Genomic DNA, 21360 nt, shown 5'->3' on the forward strand with positions numbered 1-21360 from the left:
GATTTTTTAAAACTTGTAGAATAAAATATAATGTGGCAATTTGATTTGACTAAAAAATATACATTTATAATTTATTTTTTTATTTTTTTCGTTACATTACAAGTAGAGCTTTTTGCCATTGAAACCCCCATAGCAAACTACCAAATGGATGAATGCCATTGGAATGGAACAACAAAAGAGGTTAAGGATATTAGTACTGATGGTACAGATAATAGTGGAACCATAACAGGCTCAATACAAATCACAAAAGATGGAAAGATATACAATGGTGGAGAATTTAGTGGAGGAGCAATAGATATAGATAATCTAAATGTTTCAACTGCAACAAATGCTAAAACAACAGTAGCTTTTTGGATGTATTGGGATGGTACAAATAATGTTATGCCATTTGGCTGGGGACTATATGATTTATGGTTGCAAGGTGGTAAGTTTGGATTTAACACCTTTAACTCTGATATATATGGAATTTCAAACAATGCATCTTTGAAAAATGGATGGCATCATATAACAGCAGTTTTTAATAATGGTGATTACACTCAAAACAAACTCTATATAGATGGAGTAAATCAAACACTCTCACAACAAAACTCTTCTGAAAATATAAGCCATGCCATAGTTTCATCAACAGCAAGAATAGGAGGAACTAGAGGAAACAATGGATATCGTTTTAAAGGAAAAATTGATGAGCTTAAGATTTGGAACGGGGAGCTTGGGGCATCAACTATTCAAAGTATATACAATAATGAAGTAAATAATAATAACTATGATGGAACAACAAGAGAGAATACATGTATAGACCCTGTCGCAGATTATCGTATGGATTCATGCTTTTGGGATGGACATAGTGGCGATGTGATTGATAGTAGCTACAATAATTTAAACGGTACTTCTCAAAATGGTGCATCAACAGAGTCGAATGTAACAGCCGGTGGTGGAATTTGCCATGTTGGAAAGTTTGACAATAAAAATTATGTTAAGATACCGGATAATTCTTTATTGCAGGTTACTAATAATTATACATTTATGGCTTGGGTAAAAACTACAAAAGAATCAGGAACAATTTTATCAAAAACAGACCCTAGTAGTCCTTGGCATGGATATGTTTTTGCGATAGGTCCAAATAGCGGAGGAAAGCTTGCTCTATGGAATGGTTCTGGAGGATGGAAAATAAGTGATGGCACAGTAGTAAATGATGGCTCATGGCATCAAGTTGGGATTACGGTTGACGGTACAACTTTAAAATTTTATGTTGATGGAGTACAAGATGGTGCAACACAGACTCTTTCAAATATAACAAATACATCAACACAAAATTTACAAATAGGATTTGAACAAAACCCAAGTGCAAGTGCAAGATATTTTAGTGGAGATATAGATGAAGTAAAAATCTTTGATAAAACTCTGTCTGATTCACAAATACAATCAATTTACAATAACGAACAATCCAAGCATAATTGGGACGGAGCAGATAGAACTTGCTACACATGTGAAACCCCCATAGCAAACTACCAAATGGATGAATGCCATTGGAATGGAACAACAAAAGAGGTTAAGGATATTAGTACTGATGGTACAGATAATAGTGGAACCATAACAGGCTCAATACAAATCACAAAAGATGGAAAGATATACAATGGTGGAGAATTTAGTGGAGGAGCAATAGATATAGATAATCTAAATGTTTCAACTGCAACAAATGCTAAAACAACAGTAGCTTTTTGGATGTATTGGGATGGTACAAATAATGTTATGCCATTTGGCTGGGGACTATATGATTTATGGTTGCAAGGTGGTAAGTTTGGATTTAACACCTTTAACTCTGATATATATGGAATTTCAAACAATGCATCTTTGAAAAATGGATGGCATCATATAACAGCAGTTTTTAATAATGGTGATTACACTCAAAACAAACTCTATATAGATGGAGTAAATCAAACACTCTCACAACAAAACTCTTCTGAAAATATAAGCCATGCCATAGTTTCATCAACAGCAAGAATAGGAGGAACTAGAGGAAACAATGGATATCGTTTTAAAGGAAAAATTGATGAGCTTAAGATTTGGAACGGGGAGCTTGGGGCTAATAGTATTAGAAATTTATACTATGACATAGGAAATGGTAGAAGTGCACCTATGTGTGGTGGTGTCTTTGATGCATGGGATACATTTAGAGACATAAATGATAGAAATATATCCACTAAAATTGTAAATAAAGATTTTAATCTCACTATTGCTTCTCTGGATATAAACAGTAGCAAATATCAAGAGTTTAACGGAACAGTCTGTGTTAAAGTGGATAACAACATTACTAAACTGCTTTTTATAGATCAGAACACTTCAAATGCAAGTTTTAATATCAATAAAGCCATAAAAGATACAAGAGTTTCTATTGCATGGAAAAGAAATGTTGATGAAAATTGTCCGCTTAACAGTGAAGATAATAGTACAAAATCAACGGATAACTTTGCAATCCGCCCTCTTAGGTTTAACATAGATATAAATACCACTTCTTTTTATGCAGGAGTACCTTTTCATGTAGATTTAAATGCTACATCCTTTAGTGGTACAAACAGTTTTGATTATAATGAAACAAATTCTACTTCATTTGTTTTTGAAAAAAATGACTCAAATGCCACATGTATTAGTGGAACTTTAAGTAATCTTCCAAATCCATTTAAGTTTAGTGATGGGAATATCTCATTTGATACAAGCTACAGTGATGTTGGATATGTAAAATTATATTTAAAAGAGATAAATGGAAGCGAATTTGCCAAAGTTGATGCTGACGATACTAATAATTCTGACAGATTAATCCAAGATTATAACACAACTATAACTGTAAAACCGTATCAATTTTCTATCGTAAACTATAGTTTTACAAGAAACCCAAATCAGGATTGGCGTTACATGTCTGATGTGAAAGATTCAAATATAAGTGTATTTTTTCAAGTACAAGCACAAAACAAAGATGGCAATGTGACACATAAATTTGATAAAAACTGTTATGCACAACCTTTAAATGTAGTTATAGATTTAAATGCAACAAGTAGTGATGGTAATGTAAGTTATTATAAATATATTAACAATGCTTCTATATATGCTCATGATAAAAGCCTAAACAATTTTAATCTATCAGATACTATAAATGAGCAAAATTTTACAGATGGAAATAGTACAAAAATTATATATGCTCTAAATGTTTACAGAAAATTTAATGATGAAAAAAGTCCACTTGAGATAAATGTTATAGATGTAAATACAAGCTACCAAGTTGATACTAATGTTATAAATGCAGGACTTTTACCAGATAATAATAGAAGTAAATTTTATTACGGACGAGTAAAAACAAAAGACATAAGCACTAACAAGAAAGATGTAAATCACTCCTTACATGTAGAAGTTTATGATACAAATAAAGATAGCTATGTAAATGGTTTTCATCAAGTAAGCCTAAATTGGTATGTTATGAAAGATGATAATAATCAAACAATTAATGAAACTGATTTTAATGCAAGCAAGACTTTTTCTAATTCAAATGATGCTAATTTAAATATTTCAAATACAAATTATTCTAATGGAATATTGAACTTTAAAATAAGCAATCCAAGTGAAGTTTCAAATGCTTATATACATGTAGATGTACCAACTTATCTTTGGTATAGTAAGTATAATGATTACAACATATCAGATGATTGTGCCCATCATCCTTGCTTTAGATATGATTATATTGGTAAATCTGAAACACATAATATACATAGTGGTGATTTTAATGGTACAACTATAGGGCGAGAGTATAATGCAACTAAAACCAAAAAAGGTGTAAAAGTATTTAGATAGATATGATATAATAATGTTTAAATAGGTATTGAAAGGGGTTTATTATGGATACATTATTAAAAAGAATTACAGTTGATAGTGATATATGTCATGGTAAACCTACCATAAGGGGGCTTAGGTATCCTGTTGAGATGATACTTCAACTTCTAAGTAGCGGTATGAGTACAGAAGAGATATTAGAAGATTACGAAGACTTAGAAAAAGAAGATATATTGGCTTGTTTATCGTATGCTGCTAAGTTAACTGAAGTAAAATCAATTTATGAGTTTAATGTAGCATAATGAAATTTTTACTAGACGCTCAACTTCCCAAAAAAATATCTGAATTTTTAAATTGGAAGGGGTACGATTCTTTACATACCTTGGATTTACCAGATAAAAACAGAACAAAAGACTCTCAAATCAATGATATATCAATTAAACAAAGTAGAGTAGTTATAAGTAAAGACTTAGATTTTGTTGAGTCATTACTTATATCAGATAAACCATATAAATTGATTTATATAGCAGTTGGTAATATATCAAATAAAGAATTATTAGAAATATTTAGTAAAAATATAGAAGAGATTATAAAGCATATAGAAAATGCAAGATTGATTGAAATAACAAACAACAAGATTATTGTTAGGGTGTAAAAGTATTTAGATGAGAAAAGGATTAACACTAATTGAGCTTATTTTTACTATTGTTATCATTGCCATCGTATTTACTGTGATTCCTAAGATTGTATTTGCTCTAAACAAGGCTGATAGTTTTATAATCCGTCAAGATGCAATGTTTAATGGCTTTTCGATGATAAAAATGATTTCAAATATGCCGTGGGATGAGAACAATATAAACTCTGCTGATATTTTACATGTAACAAAAAGTGATTGTAATAGCTCTACTGATAATTATAGAGTTGGTGGATTTGTTGGTTCTAGAACTTGTGAAGATAATCTAAGTGCGAGTTTGGATTTTAATGATAGTGATGAAGATAAAGATACGTATGATGATATAGACGATTTTAATAATTCTGATTACAATACAACTTCAAAAGGAAACTTACGCTACGGTTTACATGTAGAGGTAAAATATATAAATGATGAAATAGCATATACTAGCTCAAATGCAAAATTAGATTTAAATAAAAGTGAAGTTAGTCCAACTACAAATCTAAAGTATGTAGATATAAATGTAACTTATAAAGGAAGTAGAGGTAATCAAGGAAAACAACTCACACAGTTTAACTACACTTCTGCAAATATTGGACAAATGATACTTCATAAAAGAGTTTGGAAATGAAAAAAGCATTTACTTTAGTTGAAGCAATCTTTACTATCGTAATCTTAGGAATACTCTCAGTTGGTACATTTGTTTCGCTAAAGCATCTTTACATAAGAAGTGCAAAGAGTAAAGCTTTGAGTGATTTGTCTTTTGAATCTCAAATCATAGTAGACCAAATTTCAGCACTACTTTACAACAGAGTTCCAAGCTCTGTAATAGGTTCAAATAACAATAATGATAAAAATTTTACTTCTATTTATAATATAGATGAAAATTATACTATTTTAGAATGGATAGGAACATCAAGCGAAGCTTTAAAAGCAGGTTATTATAGCGGTTTTGTGGATTTAGATGGTTCTAATAAAGATGCAAATACAACAAAAACTGATATATTTGATGAGAGTAGTATCGATAGTATTTTAGGAAATAAATTTGGCTCAATAAATAATGTTTTAAATAGCACAGCTATTATTTTTGCCGGAGCTTTTGATAATGGTGTTTTAAGTGATGTAAATAGCTCCTTTGGGTGGCATGGTACAGATCATAATAAAACTTATACTATAAAAAATATAGGAGATAAAAATATAACTTTAACTACACGACCAGATGAAATATATGAGAAATTTTATCTTGTTGATAGTGCTTATGCTATAGCTAGAGGAAAAGATGTAAATTTAAGTAAACCAATTATGCAAGATTTGAATGCAACTTTTAAAAATGTTAACAAAAATACTCTTTTTTTATTTTATAACTATCGTCCATGGAATGGAAAAACTTTTTATGATGGCAATGTAACAATTCTCTCAAATGATGTGAGTGCTTTTGAAGCTGGTATGATTAATGATAGTATTTACTTTAGTATTGAGCTTGAAAAAGAGATTAGAGGAAACGATAGCAATGTAACTATATCAAAACAAAAGGTGGTGTTTTGATGCGTAGTGGATTTGGGCTTATTCAAGCATTGATGGTTATTGTTTTGGTTAGTGGGATTATGACTATCGCTATGAAGTATGCAACTGTTTCGGTTAAGCAAACTGGGGATTTGTATGTAAGAGAGAGTGCAGAACTTTTTATGAATAGTGCAGTTGAATTGGCTTTGTTGGCAATTCAAGAACACAATAGAAGTAATGGATGTTTGAAAGATGTCCATATAACTTCACCTGATAAGAGATTTGTAGCAGATATTAACATTTCAAAATATTATGTTTATGATGGAAAAGATAATAACGGATCTGCTTTTAACTGTGAAAGTAGTAGAGTAGAAAGTATACAAACAGAAGATTCTCACGGAATGGTGATGTTGCAAGTAAAAGTAGAGACAAACTCAAGTCATCCTAAAAACTATGGAAAAGTTGTAAAGTTAAACAGAAGGACACTTCAAAGACCATGAGAAGACTAATTTTAAATTTTAAATATTTAATGTTTAATTCAAAATTCAAAATTCAAAATTCAAAATTACAAAAACGTGGTTTTAGCATGGTTGAAATTATATTTGTAATTGTCATAATGGGAATTTTAGCTTTTGTGGGAAGTAGTTTTTTGCCAGACAATAGACTTTTAAATGATACAAACTTTGTGATGATGAAGATAAAAGAGACTCAAAAAAATGCAATAGGAAATGATATAAATGGTTTCAATGCGCCTTGGATTAAAGAAAATAATTCTACATGTATAACTCTTAACAAAGATTACTTAGATAATTTAGATGAAAAATATAAATTGAGTTTTAATAGTATCAGCTCTACTTTGGAGCAGATATGTTTTGATGAATATGGAAGACCATATAGTGCTTCGGAACATAAATTGCTTCCTAAAATTGACATAAATGTGACATATAATGGCAAAATGAAACAAATTTCAGTTTTTCCATATAGTGGCTATGTTACACTAATAAAATAAAACTCTAAGGCTTGCGGATGGCTAGTATTGATAAAGTTGTTTATATTGATCCAATTTATTTAAATGAAACAGCATTTGATGGTAAAAAGTTTGATGTAGCTTATAATAAAAAAGCTTTTATTAGTAGTAGCATAAAATATGATCATCTTATACTTCATAGTTTTAAAGTTCCAATTACTACTAGTGATGAAGAGCTCTCAAACTTGGTAGAAATTCGTATTTATGAAGATACCGGATTAGATTTACAAAAAAAATATAAAATTTCATATATCAAAAAAGAATTAGATTATGAAGAAAACTTTCTTGTTGAAGCCTATGCAATCGAAGTAGACAAGGTATCTGAGTATTTATCTGGTGTACTTAAAAAAACAAAACATATAGATTTTTTAGCTCTTCCTTTTTTGTCCTATTCAACTCTTTATAAAAATAAAATAATTGCTGCTAAAAATGATATCTTTGTTTATCTAGGGGAAGAAGAAGCTTTTTTAAGCATCTATAAAGATGGAAGATATTTATCCTCTAAAGGTGTTGTAAATATAGATAAAATAGCTCAAAATATAAATAATGCTGGTTATGATATAAGCTCAAAAGAGCTTTTAGAGATACTTTCTTCAAAAGGTTTAGATCCTACTCTTTATGAAAGAGGTGAGAGTATACTTTATAATCAGATTGAAGCTGAATTTACAAATATCTTTACTAAGGTAAATGATATAGTCATATATAACAGAAGTGTTTTTGGTTTTGAAAAAATTGATAGGATATTTTTAAGCACTAATAATGGAAGAATAAAAGGCTTAAAGGAATTTATCCAAAATTTTGGATTTAGCGAGGTAGAATTGCATGATTTTAACCTCTTTAACGATAAGTTTGAAAGTAACTTTTTAAATCGAATAATTGCTTCATATGTATACGATAAAGCAGTAGCAAATGATAATAGCCAAAATGTTACTTTATTTCCAAGAGAAGATCCTTTTTATAAAAAAACTTCAGGAAAACTACTGATTTTTGCTCTTAGTATATTGGTTCTAACGGCTTCATATGTATTTTCACTATATTATGAAGTCAAAAATTTGCAAGTTCAAAAAATGGAGCTAGAAAAACAATACAATGAAATGCAAAATATTAAAAGTAAATATGCAGAAGATATAAATAAAGCAAAAAATGAATTAAAAGATATAGTTAGTGAAGATAAAAATTTGGATAATAAATTAGCAAATATAAAAGATAGTATTTCTTCTTTTGAAACTTTATTAAAAACCAAAGATAGCTATAGTAACTTTGTTATAGAAGTAAATAAATTGCTAAAAAAATACAATCTAGCAACAACAAACATTACGATTTTAGATGCAAATCAAATGCAGATTGAAATAGTTGCAAACTATTCAAAAAGAGACAATATTGCAAAATTTATGAAAGAGTTAATAACTAGAGGTTTTATTGGTGTAAGAACTGATGAAATTAAGTCTGATAAAGATATATACTTAAGTAAAATCGAGATAAAAAGATGAATAAGTTTGATAAATACCTAAAAACAGCAAGTACAAAAGAAAAAGTTATGATTGTACTATCTTTTTTCCTTGGTATTGGTTTAGTTTTAAATCTAGTTTTACCAGATATACTAGCACAAAAAGATGAGCTTACTTATAGTGTTGAAGACCTTGAGATGAAGTTAAGTAGAAACAATATAAGTAGAGTTAAAAGAGAGTTAGCAAAGATAAAAAAAGAGGTTTTAAAGAAAAAAGAAGAGATAGATAAAAAGCAAGAAGATTTAGATTTTGTAGTATCAAATGTTTACAAGATAAAGTATGCACTTTTTAATGATTTAAAACTAACAAAAATGCTTGATGAAATCTTGGCTTATAGTGTAAAAAGAGATATCAAAATAATTTCTTTAAAAAACAGCGACATTAAAGAAGATAGTGTTTCTTTACTAAAGAAAAAGAAAAAGATAACAATATCAGGAGTAGGGAACTATAAAGATATCGTTTTATTTATGCAGTATATTGAAAATTTCAAAGCTTTGGTTTCATTTGAGAAAATTGAGATGAAGTTGAGTGAAAAAGAACAAGTTCAATTTGATTTACAAATGGATGTTTATGGAGTAGGGTTATGAAAAAAGTTTTTTTTATTATGTTTTTATCTACTCTTTTATTTTCAAATGATTTAACCAATAAAGTTATAAAGTTTAATAATTATGAATTTAAAAAGAGTATGGTTTTGCTTGATTATGATCCGTTTGTTAGAGGCTCAAAAGTTATCAAAAGTACACTTGAAGCTAAAAAAGAGGATAAAACTTTTTATGTCTCTTCGATTTTGAATCATAAAGCGTTTATAAATTCAAAATGGTATAAAACCGGTGATAAAGTGTTAGGATATAAAATCATAGCGATTACAAAAGAGAATGTTTTGGTAAGAAAAGATAGTAAAACTATAAAAATAGGTATTAAAAGAGATAAAAAGCTACTAGAGGTAAAGGAAAAATGATTATGAAATTAGGAATAATAAGTTTAATTTTGACAATTTTTACAATTAACTTAAGTGCAAATTGTGAAAATAAGTTTTTTTCATTTAGCATAAAAGAAGCAAATAACCAAAGTGTCACAATCATGGATGTCTTAGAAAATATCTCTGATGAATGTAAAATGTCAATTGTTTTTGAAGATAGTGTTGTAAAAGATGCATTAAACAAAAAATTAAACTATATCAATGTAAAAGATTTTTCACTCAAAGATTTACTCGATCTTCTTTTAGTAGATAATAATATATTTTATAAACTAACAAATTCAAATCAAATTTTAAAGGTAGCTACTTTTAAAACAAAAACATATTTCATAGATTATGTTAGCTTTTCTCAAAGAAGTAGCAAAACAAACAAAGTCATAAAAACTGGCTCTTCTAGTGGTAATGCAAACAATGGTTCTGATTCTACTACTATGGATTTTACTTCTGAGTTTAAATTTTGGGAAAAAATTACAGGTGAAATTAGTGATATATTAGATAGAGATGAGGATAACAGAAAGATAAAATCAAAAGTACTCATAAACCAAGAAGCAGGGATGCTTACAGTTACTGGAACAAAAAAACAGTTAGATAGAGTTGATAGTTATATTGATTCTTTGATGAACAGATTACATAAAGAGATACTTTTAGAAGCAAAAATTATAGAGGTAAAATATAGTAATAGTAAAACAGATGGAATTGATTGGAGTCAGTTTCAACTAAATATAAACGGAAGTTCAGATGCAACTCGCTCTAGAACTGATGGAGTTTTAACCAGAGGTTTTAGGCAACCAAACTATCTTGTTGGATATGATTTTTCTATGGCTGGTATGATAAAATTTTTAAAAACCCAAGGTGATGTAAAGATTGTATCAAATCCAAAGATCATGACGCTAAATAATCAACCAGCAGTTATAAATGTTGGGCAAGAGATAAACTATCGATACCAAACACAAAGTACAACAGATTTGTCTTCAAATAGTGGAAATACAGCTATTAGCTATGAGAATGATTCTACTTTTGTAGGAGTCACTCTTGATATCACTCCTCAAGTTACAAAAGATGGTTTCATAATCTTAAAAATAAATCCGATAGTAAGTGAGATAGGTGATACTCACCTCGATAAAAATGATATTCCAATTTTAGCTCCTGACATTAGGATAAAACAGTTATCTTCTATTGTAAGAGTAAAAGATGGTGAAAAAGTAATAGTTGGTGGACTTATCAGTAAAGACGAAGATGTAGCTGATACAAGTGTACCAGGACTATCTGCTATACCAATTTTGGGAAAAGCATTTCAAAGTAGCACAAATACTTCTTCAAAAAGTGAGTTAATCATCATCATAACTCCTCATATAGTCAATGGCAAACACAATCCTAGTTTAGATTCGCTAGATGAAGATAAGCACATCATAAAGGCATATAAGTAGATGCGAGATTTTGAAGGTGCGAAAAGTATCTATAAAGATATTATAGATACTAGTTTTTACTTTGATAGTTTGAGCGCAGAAGTTGCAAAAACGAAGATTAGTGAAGCTATAAAAGAGAGAAATGCACCTTTGATTTTTGTTATAGGTGATCCTGGTGTTGGCAAGAGCTACATGCTTAAGCTACTAAACAATGAGATAAAAAAAGAGCAATTAACAGTTTTTATAGACCATCCATTTTTTGATAAAAGAGATTTGCTAAAGTTTTTGTATGAAGCAAAAGGCTTAGAATTTAATAAAGATATAAATTTTAACACTTTAAAAGATGAGCTTATAAAAGAGTATAAAGATACAACTCATACTATATTCATAGATGAAGCACAACTTTTAAATGAAGAACAATTTGAATTAATACGAATTTTAAGTGATACAAAGGTTTTACAATTTGTACTTTCAATGCATAAAGAAGAGGGTGTTGAGATATTGAAAAAAAAGCATTTTAAATCTCGTACAAAAGTTGTAGTAGAGTATGGTAGATTAGAATCTAATGAAGTTTACAGGTACATACAAAGTTCACTAGCTTCATATGCTTATGCTGAAATATCTTATATGTTTTCCAAAAAAGATGCAAAGAAAATAACAAAATATTGCAATGGAAACTTTAGAACTATTAAAAGATTTATGTATGTACTTATGAGCCTTTTAGATTATGCTAAGAAAAATGGTATAAAAAAATATCAAAGATTAAATGATAGATTACTTTTGATGAGTGCTATAGAGTTAGGTCTTGTAAATGAATAGTGTAAAATTTGAAGCTTTAGAAAAAAAAGCCCTTAAAATACAACGAAAAAAGTTATTTAAAACTATTTTTACTAGTTTGTTTCTTGTATCTATTGTAGTTATTGCTTTTATATTTTTACAGCAACAAAATATCAATAAAAACAATCAAAAAGATTTCAATTTAACTACAAAAACAATAGAAAAGAAAATGCAAAAAAAAGTAGTTAAACAAGAAATTAAAAAAAATGATAAACCAAAGGTTCAAAAAAAAGAAAAACTGCCCAAAAAAGTGGTTAAAAAAGAAGATACTTACGATACTTTAAAATTAACTCCAGTAATTATCTTAGATGAAGTAAACAATGAAAAAGTGCAAATAGCAGAAGAAAAAATCATTAACAAAGAAGAGCCAAAAAATAAAAAAATAAACCTTATAGTAAAAGAAGTGGGAAGTAAAAGTGCTTTAGAAGAGAGATTTAAGGTTGCAAACGATTTTGATTCAGCTATTAGATTAGCTAAGATTTATTTTGATGAAAATAACTATGATAGAGCAATATTGTGGGCAAAAAGAGCTAGTAAAATCGAGCCAAAAGAGGATCTATCATGGATACTTTTTGCAAAAGCTAACTATAAAAAAGGAAATAAAAAAGACGCCATAAAGGCGCTTGAAGTTTATAGTGAATATTTTAGATCCAAAAATGTGCAACAATTACTAAATAAATACAGGAATGAAAGATGATAAGAATTTTTAGTTTGTTTTTTCTTTTACATGTAGCATTATTTGCTTATACTCACGAAGATATTATAAATGATTATAAAGAGCAAAGATATAAAGATATATGTTTAAAGAGTGCAAAGTTTTATAAAAATGCTGAAAAGAATGAGCAAATTTTATCTATCATTGGTGATGCTTGTGCTAGAATTGATTATATAAATCCTTTAGGTTATATAGTAAGAGGACTTATATCAACTCCTGAGTTTAGGCAAAATGGCTCGTATTTTGCAACTTTGGTTTTGCAAAAAAAACTTATTTATCAATTTATGCATGATAAAATTGATTTAAAAAACCTTAGACTTCCAAGAAGTAACCATACTCTCTCAATAGTTTTTGAAAATTTAGTCAAGAAAAATTATAAAAAAGAAGATAAAAAATTTATCATTAAATTAAAAGAAAAAGAGTATAGAGTTTATCTAGGAGATGAAGCAAAAAGAGTTGTACATGTAGATGAGTATAAAGATGGTAAGATTATTAAAAAGCATGGCTATTTATAGGATAGATAAATGATAAGACAAAAGATTAGAATCGGTGATATATTAGTAGAAAAAGGCTTTTTAACAAATGAACAGTTGATGGACTCTTTAAAAGAGCAAAAAGAGAGTAATTTTAGTAAAAAACTTGGCGAGATATTTGTACAACGAGGATATGTAACTGAAAAAGAATTTATAGAAGTTTTAGCTGAACAGTTAAATTTAGAATTTATTGATCTTTACGGTATAGATGTTGATTATAATCTGATGAGTAAGTACTCAATAAATATGCTTAGAAATGCTGATGCAGTTTTGTTTAAAGAAGATAGTGATTTTATCTATGTTGCAGTTTCTGATCCTTTAAATTATGATGGAATTGAATTATTAGAAAAAAATATAGCAACAAAGCCTATTAGGTTGCATGTAGCACTTCACAATGATATTTTATATGTTTTTGATAGACTAGAGATTATCTCGACAACAAAAAATATTGTCTCAAACATAAAAAAAGAGCTAAGCTCTGGAATGTATAAAACAGATAGTGAGCAAAGCTCTATAATGCAATTGATTGAGCAAATCATAAAAACTGCAATCAAATCAAAAGCAAGTGATATACATATAGAGCCCTCTGCATTTAATGTATCTGTTAGAAGCAGGGTAGATGGTGTTTTAAGAGAGAATTTCGTTTTTGATTTAGACGTTTACAATGCCTTAGCTTCTCGTATAAAAATTTTAGGAAATTTAGATATAAGTGAAAAAAGAAAGTCTCAAGATGGAAGATTTTCTATGAGCGTAGAAGGTAATAAGTACGATTTTAGACTTTCAACTGCTCCTACGATGTTTGGTGAATCTATCGTTATGAGGATACTTGATAGCAACAAAATCCTTTTAAAACTAAAAGATTTGGGTATGGAAGAAAAAAATCTTGAACTTTTCAATGAAATTCTAAATTCTCCATATGGTATCGTTTTTGTAACAGGACCAACAGGAAGTGGTAAAACAACAACTTTATATGCGGCTTTAAATGAGATAAAAAGCATAGAAAATAAAATGATAACCATTGAAGATCCGATAGAATATCAACTGCCACTTGCCCAACAAATCCAAATAAGTGAAAAAATTGATTATGATTTTGCAGATGCTCTTCGCTCAATCCTAAGACAAGACCCTGACATTATAATGGTTGGTGAGATTAGAGATGAAGAAACACTAAATATTGCAGTTCAAGCTTCACTAACTGGTCACTTAGTATTTACTACTCTTCATACTAATGATGCTCCAAGTGCAATTACTAGAATGATTCAAATGAATTTGGAGCCATATTTGATATCTGATTCATTGATTGGTGTTGTAGCTCAAAGGCTTGTTAGAACAATTTGCCCAGCTTGTAAGGAAAAATATACTCCACCTTTAAAAACTATTGAAAAGATAAAAGACCACTTACCAGAAGATTATCAGTTTTATAAAGGAAAAGGATGTGTTAAATGTGGATTTACAGGATATAGTGGTAGAACCATGATAAGTGAAATCCTAAAAATCACTGAAACCATATCTCATATGATTTCAATAAACATGAACAAATATGAGATTTCAAGAAGAGCTGAAGAAGAGGGCGAGTATGAACCTATGATTGTTGATGGTATAACAAAAGCATTAAAAGGTGTAACTACACTCGAAGAGGTTTTAAGAGTTGCAAAGTAATCAGCCAAAAACTTACTTTTTTGAAATAGAATACATAAAAGATGGCGAACGACATAAAAACATCATACAATCAACCCACAAAATTGAAGCTATAAATGAATTTAAATTAAAAAATATTGGAGTTTTTGTAGGGATTAAAGAGATTGATGAGCCAACAAGTGTAAAAATTGAAAAAATAAAACAAAAAATATTAGAGAAATTTAGAGCCAAAAAAATACCACTAGAACCTTACATAGCAACTCTAAGACATATAGCAACCATGCTAAATGCAGGCCTTCCGATAACTATCTGTCTTGAAGATATACTAAAAACAACTACTCATAAGAGGTTATTAGAAATTTATACAAATATTTTAACTGAAGTAGAATCAGGAGTTAGTTTAAGTGAAGCTTTTAAGAGATATGAGAGTGAAGTTGGTACTATCTCAGTTGCCTTGATTGACTTAGGAGAGCAAACAGGAACACTTGATGAATCTTTGGAAAAATTAGCTGATATACTTCAAGAGATACATGACAATAGAATGAAACTAAAAAAAGCAACAAGATATCCAATGATTGTAATTTTTGCTATGATTGTAGCTTTTTCTTTTGTTATAACTTTAGTTGTCCCTCAATTTCAAGCAATGTTTGCTGAGTATAACACAGAGCTTCCTTTTCCAACTCTATTTTTGCTTTGGGTTGAACATGCAATAACTCAATATGGTATTTTTGTGCTTTTAGGTGCTGTTGTTATTGGTTTTATCCTTTCTGTATTTTATAAAAAAAGTGAAAATTTTAAGCTGCTTTTTGACAAATATATGTTAAAAGTTTATATCGTCGGACAAGTAATTTATCTTTCTATGATTGGGCGATTTATATTTGTTTTTGATAGACTTTCAGCTTCTGGGGTTCCTATCTTAAACTCTTTAAAAACTGCTATTGGAATCGTGGAAAATGAGTACTTAAAAGAGAGATTAGAGTATGTCATCTCATCTATAGAAGAGGGTAGAAGTTTAAAAGATGGATTTAATGAAACTAATCTTTTCGAGAGTATGATAATCCAAATGATTAGTGCTGGTGAGAGTAGTGGAAGTTTAAGTACGATGTTAGATAAAATTTCAGATATTTATAGAAAAAAATATAGTTATTTAGTTGATAATGTAGCAACGATGATTGAGCCACTTTTAATCGCTGCAATTGCTGGTTTTGTGCTGCTTTTAGCTTTAGGAATATTTTTACCAATGTGGTCAATCGCAGAAGCTGTAGGGGGTGTATAGTGGAAGATATGCAACTAGGAACTATCAGCATAGCAATCTTAAGTTCCATCATACTTGGAATTGTTTTTTGGATAATCAATAAAATAACAAATATCTAGTTACATGTAGGAGTTGGTTTTGTTCCTGTGTTATTTACATCAATAAGTACAAAATCTCCTGAGTTTCTCATAGGACACCCAAATTTTCATTTGAGATAAATAGCATCATAAATTTTTTGTTGAATTTCATCCATTTGTAATGGTTCGATACCATATGGAGTTTTATAACCATACATTGTTTTAATATGATCAAATGTGAGTTTAAATTTTATATCAATATTAGATTGTTTGATTTTTCTTTCAAATTCTTTATATATTGCATAAGAAACAAATGATATTAGGATATGAGCTTTAATTCTTGTTTCTAGCCTGTGATATATAGGCCTAATTTTAAGATCAGTTTTAGATATTCTAAATGCTTTTTCTACATCATATTGATTAGCATAGTGTTCAATAACTTCATTTGCTTTAAGGTTAAAATCATTTATAATAAATCCCTTAACACCATCTAGTTTTTCATCCTCAGATATTTTTGCTTGATTAAGTTTATATTTGATATCACATTTTTCATCTATATCAAGGTATTTTGCATAATATGATAATTTAAGATCACTTTTATTGATATTTTTAGATAGTTTGGCTTTAATCTTTTCAAGAGCTTTTTGTCTTGTATATTTATCCTTTTTTGATCTGGCTACACTAAATAGGACACAGAAATTAAGTAATTCTGAGTTAAAATTAGTAATAGAAGGAAGATTATGTCAAGAAGTCAATATAGTGAAGAGTTTAGAGCTTCAACAGTGCAGTTAATTTTAAATAATTCAAGATCCATTCGAGAAGTTTCTGATGATTTGGGTATTCATGAAAAAACCTTGTATAGCTGGATAAGAGCTTATAAAATAAAAAACAATATTCCGATTGAAGGAAGAGGTGCACATTTTAAGAAGACTAATTCTTTGAAAGAGTCCCATGAAGAAGAACTCAAGCGTTTAAGGGCTGAGAATAAGATACTTAAACAGGAGAGAGAAATTTTAAAAAAGGCAGCCGCATACTTCGCCAAAGAAACTCTCTAAAGTATGCATGGATTAAAGAGCACAGGAAGAGTTTCTCAATAAAACTAATGTGTAGATTGTTTCAAGTTACAAGAAGCAGTTATTATATATGGATAAAAAATGGTTCTATAGTAAATAAGGTAGATAAACCTTTAAATGACCTTTTGCAAAAGATTTTTGAAGAGGCAAGAGCTACATATGGCACAAGAAGACTAAAAGTAGTGCTAGAGAAGAGATATGGGATTATTGTATCTCGTAGAAAAATACAAAAGTCCTTGAGCCAGCTTGGTTTAAAAGTGAAGATGAAAAGAAGATATAAAGTTATAACTACTACTTCCAATCATAAATTACCTATATCACCAAACCATCTTGAGAGAGACTTTTATGCGAACAACTCTAATAAAGTATATGTTGGAGATATTACATATGTGCCAACTTATGAGGGATGGCTTTATTTAGCAGTAGTGCTTGATATTTATTCCAGGAAGGTTGTAGGATGGTCTATGAGTCACTCTTTACACACTTCTCTTGTAAATGATGCATTGATTATGGCAATAAAGAGACGAACGCCTAAGAAAGGACTTGTTTATCATACTGATAGAGGTAGCCAATATGCTTCATACGAACATAAGGCTATTTTAGAAAAATATGGTATTACTCAAAGTATGAGTAAGAAAGGTGATTGTTGGGATAATGCTGTTGCAGAGAGTTTCTTTCACTCTCTTAAAACAGAACTTATCCATCATGAAAAGTTTATTTCAAGAGCTCAAGCCAATGAAAAAATATTTGAGTATATAGAAATTTTTTATAATAGAAAGCGTTTACATTCTTCTAATAATTACATGTCACCTTATGAATTTGAAGAAGTAATGTTACAAAAAGAAATAGCTATGTAGAATATAAAATTTTATGTCCTAAATACTGTTGACAGATCAAACAGATTTGGCTCTAGTTCTAATAATCTCTCATTGGCTTGTTTTAATAACTTTTCTATCTCATAATTATTTTTACTACAACCTATAGTTTCAACTACTTTATATTTACCTTTACTTTTAGAAATTATCTGAATACTAATACTACCACTTTTATTTTTTTTCTGACGAACAAACATAGTTAAATTGTATCAGCTTTTAGCTTGGGACACCCTAATTTAGGTTGATAAACATTTATAAACCCCTTAATTTAGGGAAATTGAAAATTAAGGTTTTAGAAGTGAGAAACTCAGGAGTTCAATATAGCTGGTTCTAGCGAGAGAAAAAAACTATATAATCTTAAGTCTTAAGCAACATATTTTCTTTGATGTTCGAAATGAACTTTAATCATTTCGTATGCTTCTTGGATATTTTGAAATTTTTTAATGTACATTGCCATTTTATTTGAGTTTTTATCTGTAACTCTATCTGGGTGGTATTTTTTGACAAGTTTTAGATAGTTCTTTCTTATGACTTCAAAACTATCTTCTGATTTGCACTCTAAAACTTTGTAGTAATCTTCAAGAAGAGAGAAAAGAGCATTAAATTTTCTTTTTCTGTTTATCTTATCTCTTAGGGTCTTTTTGTATTCTATAATTTCATCAATATCATATTTAAACTCAACATAACAACCAATAATCTCTTCTTTTTGAAGTAGATTCTCAAAAAGTTCTGCAGTTTTTTCTGACTTTGGATATATAGTTAAGGTATTGTTTTTTAATCTGTATTGAACTAAATGATCTTTAAAATAATTTTTTAGATAGCTAACTAAAATAGAGTTATTTCCACTTAAAAGAAACAATAAAGCATAATTGTCTTTTATTTTTATATCAATTTTAAGTCTTTGCTGAATTTGGTTTGATTTTAAATGCACAATTTTTATGGATTTATCTATTGAATTTAAAATTTCTTCGGAGATTTTTTTACTAGGAGTAGAATTTAATCTCATATACATTTTATTTAGAAGTTTTAGAAAATATTTTCTTTGTATATCCTCAGATTCTTGTTTAAAAATAATAGTTTTATTTTTTCTTCCAATCCATTTTTTAAAATTTTTTTCAACAATGTTTTGAAGGTGGTAAAAAGTTTTTGTATCATCTTCTAGCGTGATTGCTAACATATCTTGAGAAAATGAAATTTGCATGAAATCTCCTAAACATTTACATTTAGAATATCAAAGCAAATTTTATTCCCAAATAGGTATTTCCTCTAATGTTGGATTGTTTTTTAGTATTTCATAAGGCTGATAATTTGCCTTGTAATTCAAACTGGAGCAATCTTTTACATAATAACCTAAATATATCCAATCTAGTTTATAATTTTTTGCTATTAATATCTGTTGATATAGTGAGAACCTACCAAGTGATAAATGAGCAAAATCTGGATCATAAAAGAAATAAATAGATGAGATTCCATCATTTTGAATAATATCTATAAGATCAACACCTACTAACTTATCATCCACAAAATATAGAACTTCTTTACCAAATTCCATTGCACCACTTACATAGAGTTCATGATAGCTATTTGGACTCAAAGAGTAATGTTTCCAGCCTTTTTTGTTTTCCATAAACCTATGATATTTTTCATATAGATTTAGATGTTCTTGTGTTAAAGTTGGTTTTCTAATAAGTATCTTTGTGTTAGAGTTTTTTCTAAAAGTTCTTCTTGCACTTTTTGAAAACTTAAAGTTTGTAGCATCAATCCTCAATGATAAACATTCAGAACAATCTTTGCAATTAGGTCTAGAGTAGTACTCACCAAATCTTCTCCAGCCTCTTTGTATCAATTGTTGATTTAAGAATGTTGGACAATTTTCTATGTATTTATACTCCATCCTCATTCGTTTATCAGGAAGATATGCACATTTTGATTCAAGAGTAGAAAACTCTACTAAGCGAGTTGGAAAGCCACTTATCATTAGTTCTTTTTCTTTATCCCAGAAGCTTTCATAAAAGCTTCAAAATCATCTTTTAATTTTTTTTCTTTTTCGTTTTTTAAAAGTTTTTCTTGCTTGTCATTTTCTTCTTTTTGAGTTTTAGCCATATCTTTTTTTAAATCTTTTAAATTATCAAATAAATCATTCACCTGTAAATCTCCTTTTCATTAAAGCAAAGCTTCAATGAAATCATCAAGATTTTCATTTTACTTCTCTTTAATATGAGCAATTATATCAAAATAAACTCATTTTCCAATAAATTGCTCATTAGTATATTGTCTTTCAAAGTTTCTCCAATATTTAAAAGAAGTTTTATAGTTTCACAAGATTGAATTGACGCTGCAAATGTGACTGAAAAGGATGGATTTCCAACTACTACTTCAGCACCTCTGCTACCATCTTTGTATAAATTTTCTAATGTAGAGTTTGAAGTAAACTGCCCACTAAAGCCTGCAATTGCACCGTGAACAAAATTTTTATTATTTTGTTTACAAATCTTAGATAAATCGAGTTTAACTCCTGGGTCATCTAGTGCATCAACTATAACATCACAATTTTGTATAAGTTCAAAATCTTTTTTTGGAGTAAACTTTTTAACATAAGCATTGATTTTAATTATAGGATTTATATGTTCTAAGTTTTCTTTTACTACGAGTACTTTTTCTTTTCCAATTGCTTTAAAAGAAGAAAAATTTTGCCTATTTAGATTATGCTCTTCAAAAATATCAAAATCAAAGATACTTAGCTCTCCTACCCCAATTCTTGTTAAGTTCTCAGCTATATGTCCACCAAGTCCACCAGAACCTATAATTGCCACATGGGAATTTAAAAGTTTTAATTGCATATTAGGAGTTATTGTTTCTTGATTTCTTTTGTATCTAAGTGGAGTTATTTCAAGTTGTAATGCTGTTTTTTCAATATCAAATAGACTAATATCGAATTTTTTAGCAATTTTTTGTTCTACATGTAAAGGAATAAATCCATCTTTTGAAAGTTTTTTTATAGTTTCTTCTAAATTATTACTCATGTCTATCTTTCAAAAATATGTTTTGCAAATAATTCCTTTTTAAAGTGTGTAATGTTAGTTATCAATCTTTTTAGCACCTAATATAAGGCGATATGAACCTGGGGTTCCTGGCGGAACTAAAGCAACTCTATCTCCATCTTTTAATACTGTATCTTTTGGCATAACTTTACTGTTTATAAAAGCAAATTCAACTTTGTTTTCTTTAAAGCCAAGCTTTTTAATTAGTTCTTCTGGAGTAAAATTATCTGGTAATTCCATTTTATGATTTACATAAGCAACACCTTGTTTTTCAAGATGACCTCTTAAAAAAGAGAATGCGTTAAATGTGATTTTGATCATAGTTTGCCTCTTAAATGATTGTAGCAGATAAAGGCTTATTCATTAGCTATAGTGAAAAATTTAAAGCCAATAGATAATGCCTC

The 21360-nt window shown here is 28.8% G+C and carries 24 protein-coding genes and 1 pseudogene; 18 read left to right on the top strand and 7 right to left on the bottom strand.

Annotated features, from left to right (window positions below; all coding sequences use genetic code 11):
* Nucleotides 1–30 precede the first annotated feature (30 nt).
* The 16 genes from ACKGJI_RS05620 to ACKGJI_RS05695 are packed head-to-tail and all read left to right on the top strand — an operon-like array spanning nt 31 to nt 15911.
* Nucleotides 31–3840, top strand: coding sequence for a LamG domain-containing protein (locus ACKGJI_RS05620; RefSeq protein WP_458701598.1), 3810 nt, complete (start codon nt 31–33; stop codon nt 3838–3840).
* Between the two features lie 44 nt (nt 3841–3884).
* Nucleotides 3885–4121 (top strand): DUF433 domain-containing protein, encoded by a 237-nt coding sequence (locus ACKGJI_RS05625; RefSeq protein ID WP_458701599.1) that lies wholly within the window; start codon nt 3885–3887, stop codon nt 4119–4121.
* The gene (locus ACKGJI_RS05630) at nt 4121–4474 is read left to right on the top strand and encodes a DUF5615 family PIN-like protein (RefSeq protein ID WP_458701600.1); all 354 of its coding nucleotides are present in this window, start codon (nt 4121–4123) and stop codon (nt 4472–4474) included. The genes ACKGJI_RS05625 and ACKGJI_RS05630 overlap by 1 nt, the downstream gene beginning before the upstream one ends.
* Nucleotides 4475–4484: 10 nt before the next feature.
* The gene (locus ACKGJI_RS05635; RefSeq protein ID WP_458701601.1) at nt 4485–5123 is read left to right on the top strand and encodes a prepilin-type N-terminal cleavage/methylation domain-containing protein; all 639 of its coding nucleotides are present in this window, start codon (nt 4485–4487) and stop codon (nt 5121–5123) included.
* A complete protein-coding gene (locus ACKGJI_RS05640) occupies nt 5120–6037 on the top strand; it encodes a type II secretion system protein (protein ID WP_458701602.1) in 918 nt (305 codons plus the stop codon). Before ACKGJI_RS05635 ends, ACKGJI_RS05640 begins: the two co-directional genes overlap by 4 nt.
* A complete protein-coding gene (locus ACKGJI_RS05645; RefSeq protein WP_458701603.1) occupies nt 6037–6495 on the top strand; it encodes a hypothetical protein in 459 nt (152 codons plus the stop codon). Before ACKGJI_RS05640 ends, ACKGJI_RS05645 begins: the two co-directional genes overlap by 1 nt.
* The gene (locus ACKGJI_RS05650; RefSeq protein ID WP_458701605.1) at nt 6492–7004 is read left to right on the top strand and encodes a pilus assembly FimT family protein; all 513 of its coding nucleotides are present in this window, start codon (nt 6492–6494) and stop codon (nt 7002–7004) included. The genes ACKGJI_RS05645 and ACKGJI_RS05650 overlap by 4 nt, the downstream gene beginning before the upstream one ends.
* Before the next feature lie 17 nt (nt 7005–7021).
* Nucleotides 7022–8512 (top strand): hypothetical protein, encoded by a 1491-nt coding sequence (locus tag ACKGJI_RS05655; RefSeq protein ID WP_458701606.1) that lies wholly within the window; start codon nt 7022–7024, stop codon nt 8510–8512.
* Nucleotides 8509–9117 (top strand): hypothetical protein, encoded by a 609-nt coding sequence (locus ACKGJI_RS05660; protein WP_458701607.1) that lies wholly within the window; start codon nt 8509–8511, stop codon nt 9115–9117. The genes ACKGJI_RS05655 and ACKGJI_RS05660 overlap by 4 nt, the downstream gene beginning before the upstream one ends.
* The gene (locus ACKGJI_RS05665) at nt 9114–9488 is read left to right on the top strand and encodes a hypothetical protein (protein ID WP_458701608.1); all 375 of its coding nucleotides are present in this window, start codon (nt 9114–9116) and stop codon (nt 9486–9488) included. Before ACKGJI_RS05660 ends, ACKGJI_RS05665 begins: the two co-directional genes overlap by 4 nt.
* Nucleotides 9489–9490: 2 nt before the next feature.
* A complete protein-coding gene (gene mshL, locus ACKGJI_RS05670; protein WP_458701610.1) occupies nt 9491–10933 on the top strand; it encodes a pilus (MSHA type) biogenesis protein MshL in 1443 nt (480 codons plus the stop codon).
* Nucleotides 10934–11731, top strand: a complete 798-nt coding sequence (locus ACKGJI_RS05675) for an AAA family ATPase (protein ID WP_458701612.1) — start codon at nt 10934–10936, stop codon at nt 11729–11731.
* Nucleotides 11724–12446 (top strand): tetratricopeptide repeat protein, encoded by a 723-nt coding sequence (locus ACKGJI_RS05680; protein ID WP_458701614.1) that lies wholly within the window; start codon nt 11724–11726, stop codon nt 12444–12446. Before ACKGJI_RS05675 ends, ACKGJI_RS05680 begins: the two co-directional genes overlap by 8 nt.
* Nucleotides 12443–12979, top strand: coding sequence for a hypothetical protein (locus ACKGJI_RS05685; protein WP_458701616.1), 537 nt, complete (start codon nt 12443–12445; stop codon nt 12977–12979). Before ACKGJI_RS05680 ends, ACKGJI_RS05685 begins: the two co-directional genes overlap by 4 nt.
* Before the next feature lie 9 nt (nt 12980–12988).
* A complete protein-coding gene (locus tag ACKGJI_RS05690) occupies nt 12989–14656 on the top strand; it encodes a GspE/PulE family protein (protein WP_458701617.1) in 1668 nt (555 codons plus the stop codon).
* On the top strand, nt 14646–15911 hold the full coding sequence (locus tag ACKGJI_RS05695) for a type II secretion system F family protein (RefSeq protein ID WP_458701619.1): 1266 nt from the start codon (nt 14646–14648) through the stop codon (nt 15909–15911). Before ACKGJI_RS05690 ends, ACKGJI_RS05695 begins: the two co-directional genes overlap by 11 nt.
* 184 nt (nt 15912–16095) lie before the next feature.
* On the opposite strand, the gene ACKGJI_RS05700 is transcribed toward ACKGJI_RS05695, so the two are convergent.
* The gene (locus ACKGJI_RS05700; protein ID WP_458701704.1) at nt 16096–16695 is read right to left on the bottom strand and encodes an IS1634 family transposase; all 600 of its coding nucleotides are present in this window, start codon (nt 16693–16695) and stop codon (nt 16096–16098) included.
* Between the two features lie 12 nt (nt 16696–16707).
* Between ACKGJI_RS05700 and ACKGJI_RS05705 the strand changes: the two genes are divergently transcribed.
* Nucleotides 16708–17022, top strand: a complete 315-nt coding sequence (locus ACKGJI_RS05705; protein ID WP_458699524.1) for a transposase — start codon at nt 16708–16710, stop codon at nt 17020–17022.
* An 11-nt stretch (nt 17023–17033) separates the two neighbouring features.
* Entirely contained in the window at nt 17034–17897 is an 864-nt protein-coding gene (locus tag ACKGJI_RS05710) for an IS3 family transposase (protein ID WP_458701702.1), read from the top strand.
* Between the two features lie 35 nt (nt 17898–17932).
* Here ACKGJI_RS05710 and ACKGJI_RS05715 read toward each other — a convergent pair.
* From ACKGJI_RS05715 to ACKGJI_RS05740, 6 genes and pseudogenes are all read right to left on the bottom strand, one after another.
* A pseudogene (locus ACKGJI_RS05715) lies at nt 17933–18112 on the bottom strand (IS1634 family transposase); the annotation flags it as partial.
* Between the two features lie 167 nt (nt 18113–18279).
* On the bottom strand, nt 18280–19116 hold the full coding sequence (locus ACKGJI_RS05720; protein WP_458701620.1) for a J domain-containing protein: 837 nt from the start codon (nt 19114–19116) through the stop codon (nt 18280–18282).
* Between the two features lie 42 nt (nt 19117–19158).
* Nucleotides 19159–19893 carry an arginyltransferase gene (locus ACKGJI_RS05725; RefSeq protein WP_458701621.1) on the bottom strand — a complete coding sequence of 245 codons (735 nt, stop codon included), beginning with the start codon at nt 19891–19893 and terminating at the stop codon, nt 19159–19161.
* Nucleotides 19893–20060, bottom strand: a complete 168-nt coding sequence (locus tag ACKGJI_RS05730; protein WP_458701622.1) for a hypothetical protein — start codon at nt 20058–20060, stop codon at nt 19893–19895. The genes ACKGJI_RS05725 and ACKGJI_RS05730 overlap by 1 nt, the downstream gene beginning before the upstream one ends.
* Before the next feature lie 80 nt (nt 20061–20140).
* On the bottom strand, nt 20141–20938 hold the full coding sequence (locus tag ACKGJI_RS05735) for a HesA/MoeB/ThiF family protein (protein ID WP_458701623.1): 798 nt from the start codon (nt 20936–20938) through the stop codon (nt 20141–20143).
* A 54-nt stretch (nt 20939–20992) separates the two neighbouring features.
* Complete coding sequence (locus ACKGJI_RS05740; protein WP_458701624.1) at nt 20993–21277, bottom strand: MoaD/ThiS family protein; 285 nt, start codon at nt 21275–21277, stop codon at nt 20993–20995.
* Between the last annotated feature and the right edge of the window lie 83 nt (nt 21278–21360).

It is taken from the genome of Sulfurospirillum sp. 1307 (assembly GCF_054408545.1).

Coding starts and splice junctions, on each gene's coding strand:
- ACKGJI_RS05620 (WP_458701598.1), top strand. CDS start 31: ATGTGGCAATTTGATTTGACTAAAAAATATACATTTATAATTTATTTT.
- ACKGJI_RS05625 (WP_458701599.1), top strand. CDS start 3,885: ATGGATACATTATTAAAAAGAATTACAGTTGATAGTGATATATGTCAT.
- ACKGJI_RS05630 (WP_458701600.1), top strand. CDS start 4,121: ATGAAATTTTTACTAGACGCTCAACTTCCCAAAAAAATATCTGAATTT.
- ACKGJI_RS05635 (WP_458701601.1), top strand. CDS start 4,485: ATGAGAAAAGGATTAACACTAATTGAGCTTATTTTTACTATTGTTATC.
- ACKGJI_RS05640 (WP_458701602.1), top strand. CDS start 5,120: ATGAAAAAAGCATTTACTTTAGTTGAAGCAATCTTTACTATCGTAATC.
- ACKGJI_RS05645 (WP_458701603.1), top strand. CDS start 6,037: ATGCGTAGTGGATTTGGGCTTATTCAAGCATTGATGGTTATTGTTTTG.
- ACKGJI_RS05650 (WP_458701605.1), top strand. CDS start 6,492: ATGAGAAGACTAATTTTAAATTTTAAATATTTAATGTTTAATTCAAAA.
- ACKGJI_RS05655 (WP_458701606.1), top strand. CDS start 7,022: ATGGCTAGTATTGATAAAGTTGTTTATATTGATCCAATTTATTTAAAT.
- ACKGJI_RS05660 (WP_458701607.1), top strand. CDS start 8,509: ATGAATAAGTTTGATAAATACCTAAAAACAGCAAGTACAAAAGAAAAA.
- ACKGJI_RS05665 (WP_458701608.1), top strand. CDS start 9,114: ATGAAAAAAGTTTTTTTTATTATGTTTTTATCTACTCTTTTATTTTCA.
- mshL (WP_458701610.1), top strand. CDS start 9,491: ATGAAATTAGGAATAATAAGTTTAATTTTGACAATTTTTACAATTAAC.
- ACKGJI_RS05675 (WP_458701612.1), top strand. CDS start 10,934: ATGCGAGATTTTGAAGGTGCGAAAAGTATCTATAAAGATATTATAGAT.
- ACKGJI_RS05680 (WP_458701614.1), top strand. CDS start 11,724: ATGAATAGTGTAAAATTTGAAGCTTTAGAAAAAAAAGCCCTTAAAATA.
- ACKGJI_RS05685 (WP_458701616.1), top strand. CDS start 12,443: ATGATAAGAATTTTTAGTTTGTTTTTTCTTTTACATGTAGCATTATTT.
- ACKGJI_RS05690 (WP_458701617.1), top strand. CDS start 12,989: ATGATAAGACAAAAGATTAGAATCGGTGATATATTAGTAGAAAAAGGC.
- ACKGJI_RS05705 (WP_458699524.1), top strand. CDS start 16,708: ATGTCAAGAAGTCAATATAGTGAAGAGTTTAGAGCTTCAACAGTGCAG.
- ACKGJI_RS05720 (WP_458701620.1), bottom strand. CDS start 19,116: ATGCAAATTTCATTTTCTCAAGATATGTTAGCAATCACGCTAGAAGAT.
- ACKGJI_RS05725 (WP_458701621.1), bottom strand. CDS start 19,893: ATGATAAGTGGCTTTCCAACTCGCTTAGTAGAGTTTTCTACTCTTGAA.
- ACKGJI_RS05735 (WP_458701623.1), bottom strand. CDS start 20,938: ATGAGTAATAATTTAGAAGAAACTATAAAAAAACTTTCAAAAGATGGA.
- ACKGJI_RS05740 (WP_458701624.1), bottom strand. CDS start 21,277: ATGATCAAAATCACATTTAACGCATTCTCTTTTTTAAGAGGTCATCTT.